Source organism: Enterococcus ureasiticus (assembly GCF_001730285.1).
Classification (GTDB): Bacteria; Bacillota; Bacilli; order Lactobacillales; family Enterococcaceae; genus Enterococcus_L; species Enterococcus_L ureasiticus.
The window spans coordinates 260,921-276,743 of record NZ_MIJZ01000016.1 but is presented as its reverse complement, the minus strand read 5'-3'; the positions used below and the strand labels follow the sequence as shown (position 1 = coordinate 276,743).

Sequence of the window (15,823 nt, the reverse complement as noted above, 5' to 3'; positions counted from 1 at the left end):
AGCTAGATAATGATAGAAAACAGGGTCAGGATAAAACTCTGTGAGCTTTAAGCCAACCCTGTTTAAACGTGTTTTTAATTATGATTAGATCTCTAAACGTCCAATAGCTGTCCCGGGATCTTGTTTACCGGTTTTATTTAAGTGAAAAACATTAATCTTCTCGCCGTTTGTAAAGACAACGATCATGGTTGTTTGTTTACCAGCAGATTTGATTTTATCTAAATCAGCTGTGGCAATGGTTTCGCCTGCAGTAATCTTTTGTCCTTCGACCACATGAATCGTAAAGGCGGATTCTTTCATTTCGATCGTATCAAGTCCCATGTGAATCAAGACTTCGATTCCCTCAGTAGTTGTAATACCTAACGCATGTTTAGAGGGGAAAATGCTGGTGATCGTTCCGTCGATCGGTGCATAAATCGTCGTGTCGGTTGGAATGACTGCGAATCCATCGCCCATCATTTTTTGTGAGAAGACAGGGTCATCAACTTGGTCGATGGCGATCACTTCGCCATTTGCGACAGGCACAATCGTTTTTGTGACGCCTAGATAATCTGGCGTATCAATCGTTGTATCAGCTGTGGTTGCCAGTGGTGAGTCTGGAATAGCAACGCCAGAATCCAATAAATCTTGAATATCTGATTTTAGCACATCCGCTTTTGGACCGTAAACAGCCTGAACCCCGTTGTCTTTAACAATCAATCCCATTGCGCCAGCTTTTTTCCAAGCCTCTTCTGTTCCAACCTTGTTTTTATCTGAAACGCTAACGCGTAAGCGAGTCATGCAGGCGTCTACATCAACGATGTTTTCTTTTCCACCTAACAAATGAACGATTGCGATGATTTGAGGGTCAATGCCGTCAGCGTTCTGAGCATTTGTTTGCGTTGAATCAGTCTGTGTTTCGTTATTATCGTAATTTCCGTTTCTACCAGGTGTAGCAAAATTGAATTTTTTGATCATAAAGTTGGCGATAAAATAAGTGAGAACACCGAATACGATGACGAAAAGAACGAAATTCAGTAAATCGCCGCCTAAGCCAGCTTTTATTGCTAATGGTGTCCGAGTCAAAAGTTCAATGTTACCAAAAGAATGAACCCGTAAATTGACGATATCCGCCATAGCAAATGCAGCGCCTTGGATGATGGCGTACACAACATATAATGGGACAGCTGCAAACATAAACATGAACTCTAAGGGTTCAGTAACCCCTGTGAGAAATACCGCTAACGCTGCTGAAAGATACATTGATTTGTAGCTTGCACGTTTATCGGGATCAACATTGCGGTACATTGCAAGTGTCATTCCCATCAAAATACCAGATGCACCAATCATCTGTCCGACTTTAAAACGAGCTGGTGTCCAGTTTGCAAGAACATAATTGTATTGAGAGGTATCACCGGCACCCTTTAAATTAACCAAATCAGTAGCCCAAGCTAACCACAATGGATCTTGCCCGAAAACCTGAGTTCCTGCCTGTGCACCAGATAAAATCTCATAGGTTCCTCCTAGTTGCGTATAGTTGATAGGAATCGTCAACATATGATGCAAACCAAACGGCAATAGTAAGCGTTCTAATGTTCCGTATAAAAAGGGTGCTAAAATCGGCGCAGTATCTTGAGATTGAGCGATCCAAAGGCCGAAATTATTAATACCAGCTTGAATATAAGGCCAAATAATGGCTAAAAGAATCGAAACGATCGTCGACCAAAGAATGACAACGAATGGGACAAAACGTTTTCCATTGAAAAAAGAAAGTGCGTCGGGCAATTTTCGATAATTATAATATTTATTGAAAGCCATCGCACCGACAAAGCCGGCAATGATCCCAACAAAAACCCCCATATTTAAAGCTGGAGCTTCTAAAATACTAGTGAAAAATCCTTTGACCATGATTTTTGTGCCGAACAATGTATGAGTAAATGCTTTGTCATCGGCTAACATTTCGCTCGTCACACCGAATATCGAACCTGTGATCCGATTGATCAAAATAAAAGAAAGTCCTGCAGCGAAGGCTCCACCTGCTCGTTCTTTCGCCCAACTTCCGCCAATCGCAAGTGCAAATAAAATATGCAAGTTGCTGATGACACCCCAACCGATGTTTTCAATCACACCGCCTGTTGTAGCGAGTGCTGTCCAATCTGGATTGATCAAAGGAATTGTTTTACCGATACTGATCATTAATCCTGCTGCAGGCATCACGGCAATCACGACCATCAATGCTTTGCCGAACTTTTGCCAAAACTCGAAACTGAATAACTTTTTCATTTTTTTCTCTCCTTTGCAATAATAGCGCAATCGTTTTCGTTGGTTGTAGTATAAAATAGTTTTCTTGTTTTGTAAACCCTTAAATAAAATCAATTCTTTTTTATTAAATATAAAACGATAGTATCATTATAGTTGAAGGTTTTTCAAACAATAAGCACTTCCTAATCAATAAATGTTTGACAATGCAATCGGTTGCGTTTATTATGATGTTAAGAAGCGAACCATTTACAGGAGGAGAGAGAATGAATCACTTATTTGAAATAGACCCGTGGAAGATTGCTACACATCAGTTAGAACGGAATGAACGTCGTTTGCAAGAATCGTTGACTTCAATGGGAAACGGTTATATGGGGATGAGAGGTAATTTTGAAGAACAGTATACGGGAGATCATCATCAAGGAACTTATTTAGCAGGTGTTTGGTATCCGGATAAGACAAGAGTCGGCTGGTGGAAAAATGGTTATCCAGAGTATTTCGGGAAAGTCATCAATGCGGTTGATTTTATTGCAATGGATATATTTGTGAATGGGGAAGCACTTGATTTAGGTGTTCAAGATCCGAAAGACTTTTATTTAGAATTAGATATGCGCAATGGTTTACTGACACGGACATTCACATTTGAACAAGGAGAGACAAGTGTTAAATTCCGTTTTGAACGTTTCTTGAGTATTGTGCAACAAGAACTAGCTGTGATTCGTGTAACAGCAGAAGTTCTTAAAGGGATAGCCGATATTGAAATCGTCTCAAAAATAGATGGCGATGTGCGCAATGAAGATAGTAATTATGATGAAATGTTCTGGGAAGCACAGCAATCAGGCTTTGAAGAAGCAATCGGTTTTTTAACGACGCGCACAATTCCCAACCCATTCGGGATCGAACAGTTTAGTGTAACGGCAGCAATGAAACATGTGACCGATGCTAAAGCAGGTATCGCTGAAACAGAACCGCTAAAAGTACAGCAAGCATTTCAAGCAACGCTACAATCGAACGAGATCATGTCACTAGAAAAGCAAGTAATTATTTTGACAAGCCGCGATGTTCCAGAGACAGAACAACAAGAAAAATCTGTTCAATTATTGAAAGAGAATACTAAGACGTTTGATGAATTATTAAAAGAACAAAACGAAGCCTGGGCTGCTCGTTGGGCACTTGCCGATGTCGTGATCGAAGGGGATGATGCGGCGCAACAAGGAATTCGCTTTAATTTATTCCAATTATTTACCACGTATTATGGTGAAGATGAACGCTTGAATATCGGACCTAAAGGTTTTACGGGTGAAAAATATGGCGGTGCCACTTATTGGGATACAGAAGCATACGCTGTTCCTCTGTATCTAGCATTGGCCAAACCAGAAGTGACAAAAAATCTATTGAAATATCGCTACAACCAATTGGAACAAGCAAAACATAATGCCCGTCAACAAGGACTAGCCGGTGCTTTATATCCGATGGTTACGTTTACCGGTATTGAGTGCCATAATGAGTGGGAAATCACATTTGAAGAAATTCATCGGAATGGTGCGATAGCCTACGCCATCTACAATTATGTGAATTACACAGGTGATAATGACTATTTGAAAAATGAAGGCTTACAAGTCTTAACTGAAATCGCACGTTTTTGGGCAGATCGAGTTCATTTTTCTAAGCGAGCTCAAAAATATATGATCCATGGTGTCACGGGACCAAATGAGTATGAAAATAATATCAACAATAACTGGTATACGAATACGATTGCTACGTGGGTGCTGCAATATACCCTAGATAATTATCGTAAATATCAAGAGGAAACACCTGTCGAGATTACGAAAGAAGAACAAGCGCATTGGCAAGAAATCATTGAAAATATGTATTATCCATTCGATGAAGAGTTAGGTGTTTTTGTTCAGCATGATACTTTTTTAGACAAAGATTTGATGCCAAGAACCGCTTTAACGCCAGCTGATTTGCCATTGAATCAACATTGGTCTTGGGACCGCATTTTACGCTCTTGCTTCATTAAACAAGCGGATGTGTTACAAGGGATTTATTTCTTTGGCGAACGTTTTTCACGAGCAGAGAAAGAGCGGAATTTCTTATTTTATGAGCCGATGACGGTTCATGAATCTTCTTTATCACCAAGTGTCCATGCGATTTTGGCGGCTGAACTTGGGATGGAAGAAAAAGCGGTAGAAATGTATCAACGGACAGCACGTTTAGATTTAGATAACTACAATAACGATACAGAAGATGGTCTGCATATCACGTCTATGACTGGTAGCTGGCTTGCGATCGTTCAAGGGTTTGCTCAAATGAAGACGGCTGATGAAAAATTAAGCTTTGCGCCGTTTTTGCCTAGTACGTGGACAAGTTATGCATTTCATGTAAATTACCGAGGTCGTTTGTTGTATGTAACAGTGGATAAAGAGAATGTTCGTATACAGCTTGTGTCAGGATCGGAGTTACCTCTTACCTTATACGGAAACAAAATGGTTTTGGTAGATGAATTAGTGTGTGCGATGGAAAAGGTGAATGAACATGTTTAAAGGTATTTTATTTGATTTAGATGGTGTGTTAACCGATACGGCGGAGTATCATTATCAGGCGTGGCAGCGTTTAGGAAAAGAAATCGGGATTACGATCGATCGTGCATTCAATGAAGAATTAAAAGGGGTTAGCCGTGAAGATTCGTTGAAATTATTATTGGCTCACGGAGATCGTACACAAGATTTCGACTCAGAGCAGTTTGCTGAACTGGCACAACGGAAAAATGAGTATTATGTAGAGATGATTCAAGAAGTCAGTACAGCTGATGTGTATCCAGGTATTTTAGATTTGTTAAAGCGTTTAAAAAAACAAGGAATCAAAATTTCGTTGGCTTCTGCTAGTAAAAATGGACCATTTCTACTTGAAAAGATGTCTTTGCTTCCCTATTTTGATGGTATTGCTGATCCAGCGGATGTCGCAAAAGGGAAACCAGATCCAGAAATTTTCCAATTAGCAGCTGAAAAAATTGGTTTGACAGCTGTAGATTGTATTGGGATCGAGGATGCTAAGGCTGGTATTCAAGCGATTTTAGCAAGTGGTGCATTCCCAATTGGTGTCGGACGTCCCGAAGATCTTGGGACAGATATCGTTTTAGTTTCTTCAACGGAAGAATTAACAGCCGATTTTTTAACTTCTTCATGGCAAACAGCAAGAAATAAAGTTTGATTTAAAGGTTATTTTCCTCGAATCAAAATGACGATAGCAACAAGGCATCAATCTATGGTATTATTTTCTACGATAGAATGATTTTTTGACAGATTTATAATAAACCGTGAAAGGAGTGGGAAAGATGACGATTACAGTGAAAGATGTTGCTAAAAAGGCTGGAGTTGCGACTTCTACTGTTTCCAGAGTGATCAACGATCATTCCAGTATTTCGGACGCTACGAAGAAAAAAGTTTATAAAGTAATGGAAGAAATGGGGTATGTACCCAACATTGCTGCCCGAAATCTTGGGAAACGTTCTTCAGGAGCTGTTGGTGTAATCTTGCCGCCGCTAGATTCTCGCGAGCGGATGGGGAATCCGTTTTATTTAGAGATTATTGAGTCAATCAATGATGAAGCGCGCAAACATAGCATGACAACAGCGATTGCTACGGCACAATCATTTGCGACTTTGCTAGAAAACGTGCAACTAATGCACCGACAAAAACAAGTTGATGGATTTATCCTGCTGTATTCAGATAAAGAGGATCCTGTCATCGATTACTTATTCGAAAATCAAGTTCCCTTCTCATTGATCGGTCAACCTTATACAAATGAGGATAAAGTTATTTATGTGGATAATGATAATCAGCTGCTAGGAAAACATGCAACAGATTATTTGATTGAAAATGGTCACAAAAATATTTTATTTATCACAAATACAACACATGAAAATGTTTATTATGAGCGTTATTTTGGCTATCAAAAAGCAATGATGTTAGCGGATTTAACGGTGCTTCCTTCTGTTGATATGGAAAACCCAGAAGATTATGTAGCATTTGAAGAGCTTTTAAAAGCAACGAAAGCAACAGCGGCTGTCGTGATCGATGATATCTTTGCGATGCGAATGATCCAATTAGCACAAATGTATGGCTATCGGGTGCCAGATGATTTTTCGGTGATCAGTTTTAATAATTCGATTTATGCGACGTTAGTCCATCCTTATCTTACGAGTATTGATATCGATATTGCGGAATTGGGTAGAATGGGGATGCAAAAACTGATTGAGTCTCTGCAGGAAAAAGAAGCGACAGGCGTTCGGATGGTGATTCCGCATCAGTTAATTAAGAGGGAAACTGTTCTTTCTTTGAAGGAATAAATTGTGAATAGAAAATAGGCAGGATTTGATTTAATTATCGAAGTCTGTCTGTTTTTTTTCGGTAAAATCGAAAAAACCAGAGACGTTTGTCCCTGGCTGCAACATAATTTAAGCTAAATCATTTTTATTATTAAAGAAATTATTTAACATCCACATCAATCGCTTGATAGAATGAATTAATCGTATCATTAATATCCCAAACCGCATAAACTACATGATATCCACTTCTGTCAGTTGGGATATTTACTTGTTGAGTTTCATCTACAGCTGGAGTAAAACCTTCTCCTTTAGGGAAGTCTTCGCCAATTGGTTGACCGATCACTTTAATAAGATCCATGTTTTTCAAAGTCAATGGTTCATTTTGGTTCCAACCTTGTTTTGTCATATAGTATCTGTATCTGTTCGTTTTATGAACAGCAGTGTGGTGCCAGTTGAAATTGTTTTCTCCAGTACTCATTGGATTTTTAACCCATCTACTTGAAGTTTGCACATTTAATGGTGAGTAAACGTCTAAACCAGCAGAAGCTAATTTACCATTTAATTTACCAGAGTCTAAATCAGCAGTAGGAGCTTCAACTCCTTGTGGTGTTGAGATGATTTCAGGATGTGATGAAATTTCTCCAGGTCCCCAACCAAACCCATTTGCTTTTGCGTTGACCACTCGGCTTGCTGGTTGGTTTACATAACCGTGAGCAGATGCCTCGTTGCCTCCGCTAAACATAGTTAATCCAGTAACACTTAAAGCTAATAAACATAACGTTAAAGATTTCTTTTTCAAAATATTCTCTCCTCTACAAATTGGTAAAATAATTATTTACAAGTTGATAATAACACTGTTATGTAGGTCTATGAATCATTATGTGTGTTATTTAATCCATGAAGTGTGTTTAGGATAAAATAACACAAATGATAATTAAAAAATATTATCAGAAAAGTTGGTTTATTTATTTTAATACTTTATGTTAATTAAATATATAGTAACGTTTTAAGCTGTTGTTAATAAGTTTGATTCAAAATTCTTAGTAACGAATTTGATTGACAAAAAGAAAAATATAAGTCTTTTATTGGTGAGTAATTATATATATTTTTATTATATAATAAAAAGAAAACGATGAGTAAAGGAGAGGGATAAGCAGGATTATCAAAAAATATTACAAAAAAATAGAAAAATGTTTATTTGGAAATTTAAAAGGAATGAAAAAAATATTTGATTTCCTCTGAAAATAGTTTTTAAAACTATTTTTTACATACACCTAAATATAATCGGTCAGATCTTTATGTTGACAATTAGCTTGTTCTATTTTAATATAAAGAAGAAATGATTCGACTACAATTATAGTCGTTGTGTTTATAAACATAAAAATAGAAACCAATAAACAAAGGAGCTGGAAAAAAATGCAAGCAAAAACATTCGATATAGAAGGCATGACCTGTGCATCTTGTGCGCAAACAGTAGAAAAAGCCACCGCAAAACTAACCGGCGTGTCAAAAGCCACTGTCAACCTAGCAACAGAAAAGCTAAATGTTGAATACGATGAAAGTAAGTTATCAGAAAGTGATATTCAAAAAGCCGTATCAGATGCAGGGTATGAAGCGTTAAGCAATGTCCAACAAAAAACATTTGATATAGAAGGTATGACGTGTGCATCATGTGCGCAAACAATCGAAAAAGCAACAAATAAGTTAGCAGGTGTATCAAAAGCCTCGGTCAATTTGGCAACAGAAAAAATGGTCGTTGATTTTGATCCATCGGTAATAAACGTTTCTGATATTACCAAAACAGTTTCAGATGCAGGCTATGAGGCAATCGAACAAGTCGATTCAGCAGATACCGTGGATAAAGACCGTGAGAAGAAACAAAAGCATATCAAGGAAATGTGGCAACGATTTTGGTTGTCAGCAGTATTTACTGTTCCGTTATTATACGTCGCAATGGGGCATATGATTGGCTTACCTTTACCCGCATTCTTAGATCCAATGGTGCATCCTGAAACATTTGCGATGGTTCAATTGGTTTTAACGATTCCAGTATTGTATTTAGGTAGAAGCTTCTTTACAGTTGGTTTTAAAGCGTTATTCAAGGGTCACCCCAATATGGATTCGTTAGTTGCTCTAGGAACGAGTGCGGCTGTTGCCTACAGTTTATATGGAACAATAATGATTTTTGCAGGTGAACCACACTTTACAATGGTGCTCTACTATGAGTCAGCAGGTGTGATCTTAACCTTAATTACATTAGGTAAATATTTTGAAGCTGTTTCAAAAGGAAAAACATCAGAAGCAATCAAAAAATTGATGGGCTTAGCGCCAAAAAATGCCCGTGTTTTCCGTAATGGTCAAGAAATGGAAATTCCAGTTGATAGCGTTCAATTAGAAGATATTGTTGTCGTTCGTCCTGGTGAAAAAATTCCAGTAGATGGTGTGGTGATCGAGGGGGCATCTGCAATCGATGAGTCAATGCTAACAGGTGAAAGTATGCCAGTTGAGAAAAAAATTGGTGATAACGTGATCGGCGCAAGTATCAACAAAAACGGTAGTTTCCGCTTTAAAGCAACCAAAGTTGGTAAAGATACGGCATTATCTCAAATCATTAAACTTGTAGAAGATGCCCAAGGCTCAAAAGCACCGATCGCAAAAATGGCGGATAAAATTTCCGGTGTCTTTGTACCGATCGTAATGGTTTTAGCTGTTTTAGCTGGTCTCGCTTGGTACTTTTTAGGTCAAGAATCTTGGGTCTTTGCTTTAACGATCACTATCTCCGTTTTAGTCATTGCATGTCCCTGTGCTTTAGGTTTAGCAACACCGACAGCCATTATGGTTGGAACAGGAAAAGGCGCTGAAAATGGTGTGTTGATCAAAAGCGGTGATGCACTTGAAACGACACATAAAATTCAAACGATCGTTTTTGATAAAACAGGAACCATCACAGAAGGAAAACCCAAAGTTACGGATATTGTTACCGCAAATGATCTGGCGCAAGATGAGTTATTACGTTTAGCGGCGTCCGCTGAAAAAGGCTCAGAGCATCCGCTTGGTGAAGCAATTGTCAATGGCGCTGAAGAAAAAAATCTGACATTTGCTACAACAGAGGCATTTTCAGCAATTCCAGGTCATGGAATCGAAGTAACGATTGAAGGGAGTCGTTTATTACTAGGAAATAAAAAATTGATGGATGACCGCAACATTTCTTTAGGCAATTTAGGCACTACGTCAGATCAATTAGCAGAGCAAGGAAAAACACCGATGTATATTGCAAAAGATGGCAGCATTGCCGGAATTATCGCAGTTGCGGATACAATCAAGCCAAACAGTATTCCAGCAATCAAAAAATTACATCAAATGGGTATTGAAGTTGCCATGATCACAGGTGACAACAAAAGAACAGCCCAAGCAATTGCAAAACAAGTAGGAATCGATCGTGTCTTAAGTGAGGTCTTACCAGAAGATAAAGCAAACGAGGTAATGAAACTTCAAAAAGAAGGTAAGAAAGTTGCCATGGTCGGTGATGGGATCAATGATGCACCAGCGTTAGCTCAAGCAGATATCGGGATCGCGATTGGTTCTGGGACAGATGTTGCCATGGAATCAGCGGATATCGTATTGATGCGCAGTGATTTGATGGATGTACCGACAGCCGTAGAGTTGAGTAAGGCAACAATTAAGAATATCAAAGAAAACTTATTCTGGGCATTCGCTTATAACACGTTAGGAATTCCAGTTGCGATGGGAGTCTTGTATCTATTCGGTGGGCCGTTATTGAATCCAATGATTGCAGGAGCTGCGATGAGTTTTAGTTCAGTGTCTGTATTGTTGAATGCGTTGAGATTGAAAGGGTTTAAGCCTTCAGTGTTGAAAAAATAAATAGATAAACTTAAGATAAAAAAATCGACTAATTTCTTAGTGAGCAGTAAAAAATACTGTTTCTAAGGTGAGTAGTCGATTTTTTTGCTGTTCAAGTAAAGTTGTAGAGATGATTTTTTTATTCGACAACTGTCAGAATTTCATCAGTAGTTTGGCGTTTTTTCAGTGGTATTTCTTTTGTACGATAACCTAATCCAAGCATATAAGAAACACCGAATTTAGTAGTATCTAAAAGTACTTTTTTACTCAAATACGTTTCTACCTCAGTGCGATTAAATCCTTCAATCGGACAACTATCAATTTCCAACAAGGCTGCCGTTGTCATCATATTAGCTAATGCGATATACGTTTGTTTAGAAGCCCAATCGAACAATGATCGTTCACTATTTAAGTCAAAATCTTTTACCTGAAATTGTTTGAACATTTGAGTTTGTGGAGCGTCTGGCGAAAAGGGGAGGCCAAATACATCCTCTACCATATGTTTTACGTGTGAGCTTTCGGCTGTAACATTTTTACGTGCCAAAGCGATGACAAAATGACTGGTCCCATTTAAACTGTTGACGGCGCCCCAAGAAAATTCCTTCAAGTCTTCTTTTACCTGAGTATTTTCTATTAGTAAAAACGACCAAGGCTCGTATCCAAATGAGCTTGGAGATAGACGTGCAGCTTCTAAAATGATTTCCCAATCTTCTGTTGGAATTTTTTTAGTTGAATCAAAAGCTTTTGTAGCATGGCGGTGTTCAAAAGCTGTTAAAATTTCTTTTCGTTTGTCTTCCTTCGTTCTATTCATGTCATTCTTCCTGCCTTTACCTAATAGTTTATTGCACTAAGCAACAAGTGGCTTTAGTGTAAAGGAAGAAATGATCAGTGTAAATCGGGGTAATTTTTTATACCACTATTTAAATGATTATTGTGTATTTAATTGATGCAAATTAAATGAATTGCCCCAATCATACATCGATTCAATGACAGGGGCCAGTGTTCTTCCGTAATCAGTTACTGAATAGCTTACAGCTATAGGCTTTTCCTGTAAGACTATCCGACTGATTAGTCCATCCGTTTCTAAATCCTTTAATTGTAAAGACAACATTCTTTTGGTAATTCCAGGTACAAAACGTTGTAATTCACTGTAACGATAAGCACCTTCAAAGATCAAATGGTACAAAAACACGCTTTTCCATTTACCTGAAATTAGCTGTAAAGTTGATTCTACCGAACAGCCATCTAAACAATTATGAATTTTTCGTTTTGCCATTGAATTACCCCCTAGTCTTTATTTTGTTGAAACTGTCAGTGATAGATTATGTATTATAATAGCATAATCAATATTTTTATATGATGTACATTGTCTTGCAATAGATTCAATCCTTTGAGGAATCATCCTTTTTAGCCAAACAAGCAGAAAGCTCTTTATGCATCGCCCAAACATTTTGCCCTAAATTGCTCATAATAGTAATCGTGCGATTTAAGGATCGATCATAAGAAGAGATAAACGAAATACCGGGATCTTGCCCTTGCATATAAGGAAAAGGTTGTTCATTGTTTTGAGCGATCCAAAAGCCATAGCCGTAATAATCAGAAGCTTGCATCGTTTGCATTAAATTTACCGCATGTGTAGAAATGATTTTTCCGCTAAACAATGTTTGCCAAAAACGTTCAAGATCTTTTAAAGTAGTAAAACAACCGCCAGCACCAGTACCTTTGACGTCTATACTGTAAATGTTGCTGTAATATTCCTTTGATTCTTTATCGTAAATATAAGCATTAGCAACATTAGCGGGCAGTCGATCTAAAGCGAAGTAACCAGTCGAAGTCATGCCAGCTGGGTCAAAAATGGCGTGCTTCAAATAACCATCAAAATCTTGGCGTGTAACTTCTTCGATGATTGCCGCTAAAAGAACGTATCCTGTATTGTTATATTGAAATTTTTTCCCAGGAAGATCCATCATTTTTTTATCAATAAACAGTGGCAAAAGATCGCTATTTTTGCGTATTTTATAATTAGGGAAATCTTCCCATAATTCAGCATAGTCAGTAAGTTCTTCTTCATCAAAATAATCCCCGATCCCAGAGGTATGATTTAGTAGCTGATGTACCGTGACATTAGGATCGATATTAGGCATTTTCTTTGAGAGAATTTGGTCGATCGGTTGATCGATCCCGATTTTCTTTTCTTCGATCAGCTTCATGATGGCGACTGCAATGAAGGTTTTACCGCCGGATGCTGTACCGAAAATCGTATCAACAGTATTTTTTATTTTATTAGGAAGATCTCGATATCCGAAAGCCTCGAATAATAATGATTCATCATTTGATGTAATATTAACAAAACCACTGAAGTCTGCTGGGATAGATTGTTTCAAGTTCATGAGCGAAGCTCCTTTATCAGAATGTTTATTTGCTTGTTATGTATTTAGGATAAGTTTATCATTAATTGGCTGAAAGATGTTTTATTTTTTTACTTTTAGAAATATTTTGACTTGAGAAGGAAGTTAACAGCTTGAGTTAGGTTGCGCTTGGAATTGAAAACAGAATAGGATTTGTGCTACCATGAGGAAGATGGGAAATGACCATATAAATAAATGAAAAGGAAGTGATCAGCAGATGAATACCTATAAATTAATATTGATTATGCTCCCGCCGCTTCCCGGAGATAGATGTTTTTTTTCAACCCTTTAATTTAATGAACTGGGGAAGTGGGATAGTGCTGTGCTCTGCTCTGCTTCGATCTCGACAATTCCTAAGAGATAAGGCTCTAAGGATTGAAGACTTCGGAAAAAAGATAGAATCTACCTGTGATAAAAAGCATCACAAATAGATTTTCCTATTTTCCAGTCGAGACCGAACGAACCCGCTTCGCTTTTAATGTTATCTAGCTGCATGGGCTAGCTCTTCGGAAAAAAGATAAAAATTGAATGAGGCAAAAAGCACCTCAGTCAATTTTTCCTATTTTTCAGTCAGAGCTGGACGAGCCCATTCCGCTTTTAATTTAGGAGGAATTTTCTTGAAAAAAAGCATCGAAACTCGTATACCATCGTTATTATTACTGATTGTTTTAGTTGGGTTTCCACAGATCAGTGAAACGATTTTTACTCCGTCACTGCCAGATATTGCCCATGATTTTCAAGCGTCGATGGCAATGGTTCAGTTAACGTTGAGTATTTATTTTCTAGCCTTTGCGCTAGGTGTGTTCTTTTGGGGCTGGTTGTCTGATTTTATTGGACGGCGTAAGGCTATGCTTTATGGCTTGTTGTTTTATGGAATTGGCAGCTTTCTTTGTTTTCGTTCAGAGACGATCGAAGTATTGCTGCTAGCTCGATTTGTTCAAGCTTTTGGTGCTAGTACAGGATCGGTTGTCACTCAAACGATATTGCGTGAAAGTTATTCTGGGAATCAGCGTCATGCATTATTTGCGCAAATTTCTGCAGCTCTTGCCTTTACCCCGGCAATTGGTCCACTGATTGGCGGTATTGTTGATCAGTATTGGGGGTTTAGGGCGGTTTTTCTTGTATTAGTATTCATGAGTGTGTTGATTTTTTGTTATGCGTTTTTGCGTTTGCCGGAAACGTTTGAAGTAAGTAAGCGAGTACCAGTAAAATTGTTACCTATCGTTAAACGTCTGTTAATGAACCCAAAAGTCTTGACCTATGGATTTTTGATAGGGGCGATCAATGGTGTGTTGTTCAGTTACTATGCAGAAGCGCCATTTATCTTTATTGAACAATTTCATTTATCAACCGCGATGTATGGATTTTTAGGCATTGGTGTGGCTGGGGCTTCAATTCTAGGTTCTTTATTGTCCAAACGGTTATTGCCGATTTATCAGCCGGAGAAAATCATTCTGATTGGCATCAGATGTATGTTGTTTGGAGCGGTTTTTCTGTTTTTCGCCAGTGCGGCAACTGTTCTACCGGAAATGATTCAGTTTTGGTTGATGTTGATAGGGATTTTCATTTTGCTGACTGGTACAGGAACGGCTTTACCTAATTGCCTTAGTTTAGCATTAAGTGATTTTCAAGATGTGATTGGAACCGCTGGAGCTATCTTTAGTTTAGGTTATTATCTGCTGGTTAGTTTATTCACGTTTGGAATGAGTAAACTTCACAACGGAACTTTGCTTATAATGCCATTGTATTTTCTAGTTATCGGTAGCTTGATGTTATTTTTAACAAGAAAATATCTATTGCCTGGAAATAAAAAGTGATAGTAACGCTATTTTAAAGTTATGAAAATGAAAAAACATCTGCGTAAGAAAGTTTGCGTGGATGTTTTTTTGTTAAAATCGATGAGGAATAGAATTTTTTTGCTATACTTTATGTTAGTGATAGAAGTAGATAAGTGAGGAGCGAGCTGGTTGAAAGAAATTTTAGTACAAGCAATTGGGTTTTGTTTTGTCATATTTTTGGGTTATCTAATGAAGCGAATCGGTTTATTGAGTAAAGCGGATGGTGGAATGTTATCCGTTATTATTGTAAATATAACGTTGCCCGCAACGGTTATCGTTAGTTTAGCCAGTATCGTTGTTTCGGGAACGTTGTTTTTCTTGTTGTTAATGGGTATCCTTTTGAATATTTTGGTGATTTTGATTGGTGGGCGAGTGAGTAAAAAGCGTCCCATTCTAGAACAGAAATTTCAAATGTATTCGATGTCAGGATATAATATCGGTAATTTTAGTTTACCGTTTATTCAAGGTTTTTATCCTTTAGCGGTGCCATTTCTCTTGATGTTTGATATTGGAAATAGTGTAATGTTGACAGGGGGAAGTACCTTGTTGATTGATAAAGTAGTGGGAGCTAAAGAAGAGACAACACTTAAGAGAATTGTTTTGTCTTTGTTTAAATCAGCGCCTTTTACAGCCTATATGGTGATGTTGTTACTGAGGATCTGTCAAGTTGGACTGCCTGTAGAAGTGTTAGGGATCCTAGAAATGATCGCCAAAGCAAATGGGTTTTTATCGATGTTTATGATTGGATTATACTTTGAATTGAGATTACCTAAAAAAGCCTTACATTTAGTGAAAGAAGTTCTGGCTTGGCGTTATCTATGTGGGGCAGCGTTTGCGTTGTTATTTGCTTTTGTAATTCCATTGTCTCCATTGTTGAGAATCGTTTTAGTTGTGCTGAGTGTCGCGCCGATGCCGACATTTTCAGTGATCAATAGTGTCAAAGCTGGAATGCCGGAAGAAACAGTTGGGTTTACGTCTTCAGCAAGCATTTTGATTAGTTTGGTATTGATGACGCTGATAATGATGTTGATGGGTTGAAAATAGGAAAAAAAGCAGAGATAAAAGTGTTTCACTTTTTTTCGCTATTTATTCAAATTTAAAGCGCAAACCAAAGCGAATTATTCGTTTTGGTTTGCGCTTTTTCTTTT

General features: G+C 37.9%; 11 protein-coding genes and 1 pseudogene. 6 read left to right on the top strand and 6 right to left on the bottom strand.

Annotated features, from left to right (window positions below; genetic code table 11):
• Positions 1-84: 84 nt before the first annotated feature.
• Both BCR21_RS17375 and BCR21_RS15480 read right to left on the bottom strand, forming a co-directional pair.
• On the bottom strand, positions 85-504 hold the full coding sequence (locus tag BCR21_RS17375) for a PTS sugar transporter subunit IIA (protein WP_420809832.1): 420 nt from the start codon (positions 502-504) through the stop codon (positions 85-87).
• Between the two features lie 92 nt (positions 505-596).
• Positions 597-2,262: pseudogene (locus BCR21_RS15480) on the bottom strand (PTS transporter subunit IIBC); the annotation flags it as partial.
• A gap of 182 nt (positions 2,263-2,444) precedes the next feature.
• Between BCR21_RS15480 and BCR21_RS15475 the strand changes: the two are divergent.
• The 3 genes from BCR21_RS15475 to BCR21_RS15465 all read left to right on the top strand — a co-directional run bounded on the left by BCR21_RS15475 (position 2,445) and on the right by BCR21_RS15465 (position 6,589).
• A complete protein-coding gene (locus BCR21_RS15475; RefSeq protein ID WP_276204499.1) occupies positions 2,445-4,784 on the top strand; it encodes a glycoside hydrolase family 65 protein in 2,340 nt (779 codons plus the stop codon).
• Entirely contained in the window at positions 4,777-5,451 is a 675-nt protein-coding gene (pgmB, locus tag BCR21_RS15470) for a beta-phosphoglucomutase (protein ID WP_069647354.1), read from the top strand. Before BCR21_RS15475 ends, pgmB begins: the two co-directional genes overlap by 8 nt.
• A gap of 124 nt (positions 5,452-5,575) precedes the next feature.
• The gene (locus BCR21_RS15465; RefSeq protein WP_069647353.1) at positions 5,576-6,589 is read left to right on the top strand and encodes a LacI family DNA-binding transcriptional regulator; all 1,014 of its coding nucleotides are present in this window, start codon (positions 5,576-5,578) and stop codon (positions 6,587-6,589) included.
• A gap of 139 nt (positions 6,590-6,728) precedes the next feature.
• Here BCR21_RS15465 and BCR21_RS15460 read toward each other — a convergent pair whose 3' ends face one another.
• A complete protein-coding gene (locus BCR21_RS15460) occupies positions 6,729-7,310 on the bottom strand; it encodes a lytic polysaccharide monooxygenase (protein ID WP_240488109.1) in 582 nt (193 codons plus the stop codon).
• Positions 7,311-7,984: 674 nt separating this feature from the next.
• On the opposite strand from BCR21_RS15460, the gene BCR21_RS15455 reads away from it, so the two are divergent.
• Positions 7,985-10,450 carry a heavy metal translocating P-type ATPase gene (locus BCR21_RS15455; RefSeq protein ID WP_069647351.1) on the top strand — a complete coding sequence of 822 codons (2,466 nt, stop codon included), beginning with the start codon at positions 7,985-7,987 and terminating at the stop codon, positions 10,448-10,450.
• Positions 10,451-10,568: 118 nt separating this feature from the next.
• On the opposite strand, the gene BCR21_RS15450 is transcribed toward BCR21_RS15455, so the two are convergent.
• The 3 genes from BCR21_RS15450 to BCR21_RS15440 all read right to left on the bottom strand — a co-directional run bounded on the left by BCR21_RS15450 (position 10,569) and on the right by BCR21_RS15440 (position 12,819).
• Positions 10,569-11,240 carry an NAD(P)H-dependent oxidoreductase gene (locus BCR21_RS15450; protein ID WP_069647350.1) on the bottom strand — a complete coding sequence of 224 codons (672 nt, stop codon included), beginning with the start codon at positions 11,238-11,240 and terminating at the stop codon, positions 10,569-10,571.
• 117 nt (positions 11,241-11,357) lie between these two features.
• Entirely contained in the window at positions 11,358-11,705 is a 348-nt protein-coding gene (locus BCR21_RS15445; RefSeq protein WP_069647349.1) for a winged helix-turn-helix transcriptional regulator, read from the bottom strand.
• 106 nt (positions 11,706-11,811) lie between these two features.
• On the bottom strand, positions 11,812-12,819 hold the full coding sequence (locus tag BCR21_RS15440) for a serine hydrolase domain-containing protein (RefSeq protein WP_069647348.1): 1,008 nt from the start codon (positions 12,817-12,819) through the stop codon (positions 11,812-11,814).
• 635 nt (positions 12,820-13,454) lie between these two features.
• On the opposite strand from BCR21_RS15440, the gene BCR21_RS15435 reads away from it, so the two are divergent.
• A complete protein-coding gene (locus tag BCR21_RS15435) occupies positions 13,455-14,654 on the top strand; it encodes a multidrug effflux MFS transporter (RefSeq protein WP_069647347.1) in 1,200 nt (399 codons plus the stop codon).
• Positions 14,655-14,804: 150 nt separating this feature from the next.
• A complete protein-coding gene (locus BCR21_RS15430; RefSeq protein ID WP_084013362.1) occupies positions 14,805-15,713 on the top strand; it encodes an AEC family transporter in 909 nt (302 codons plus the stop codon).
• The last annotated feature ends 110 nt before the right edge of the window (positions 15,714-15,823 follow it).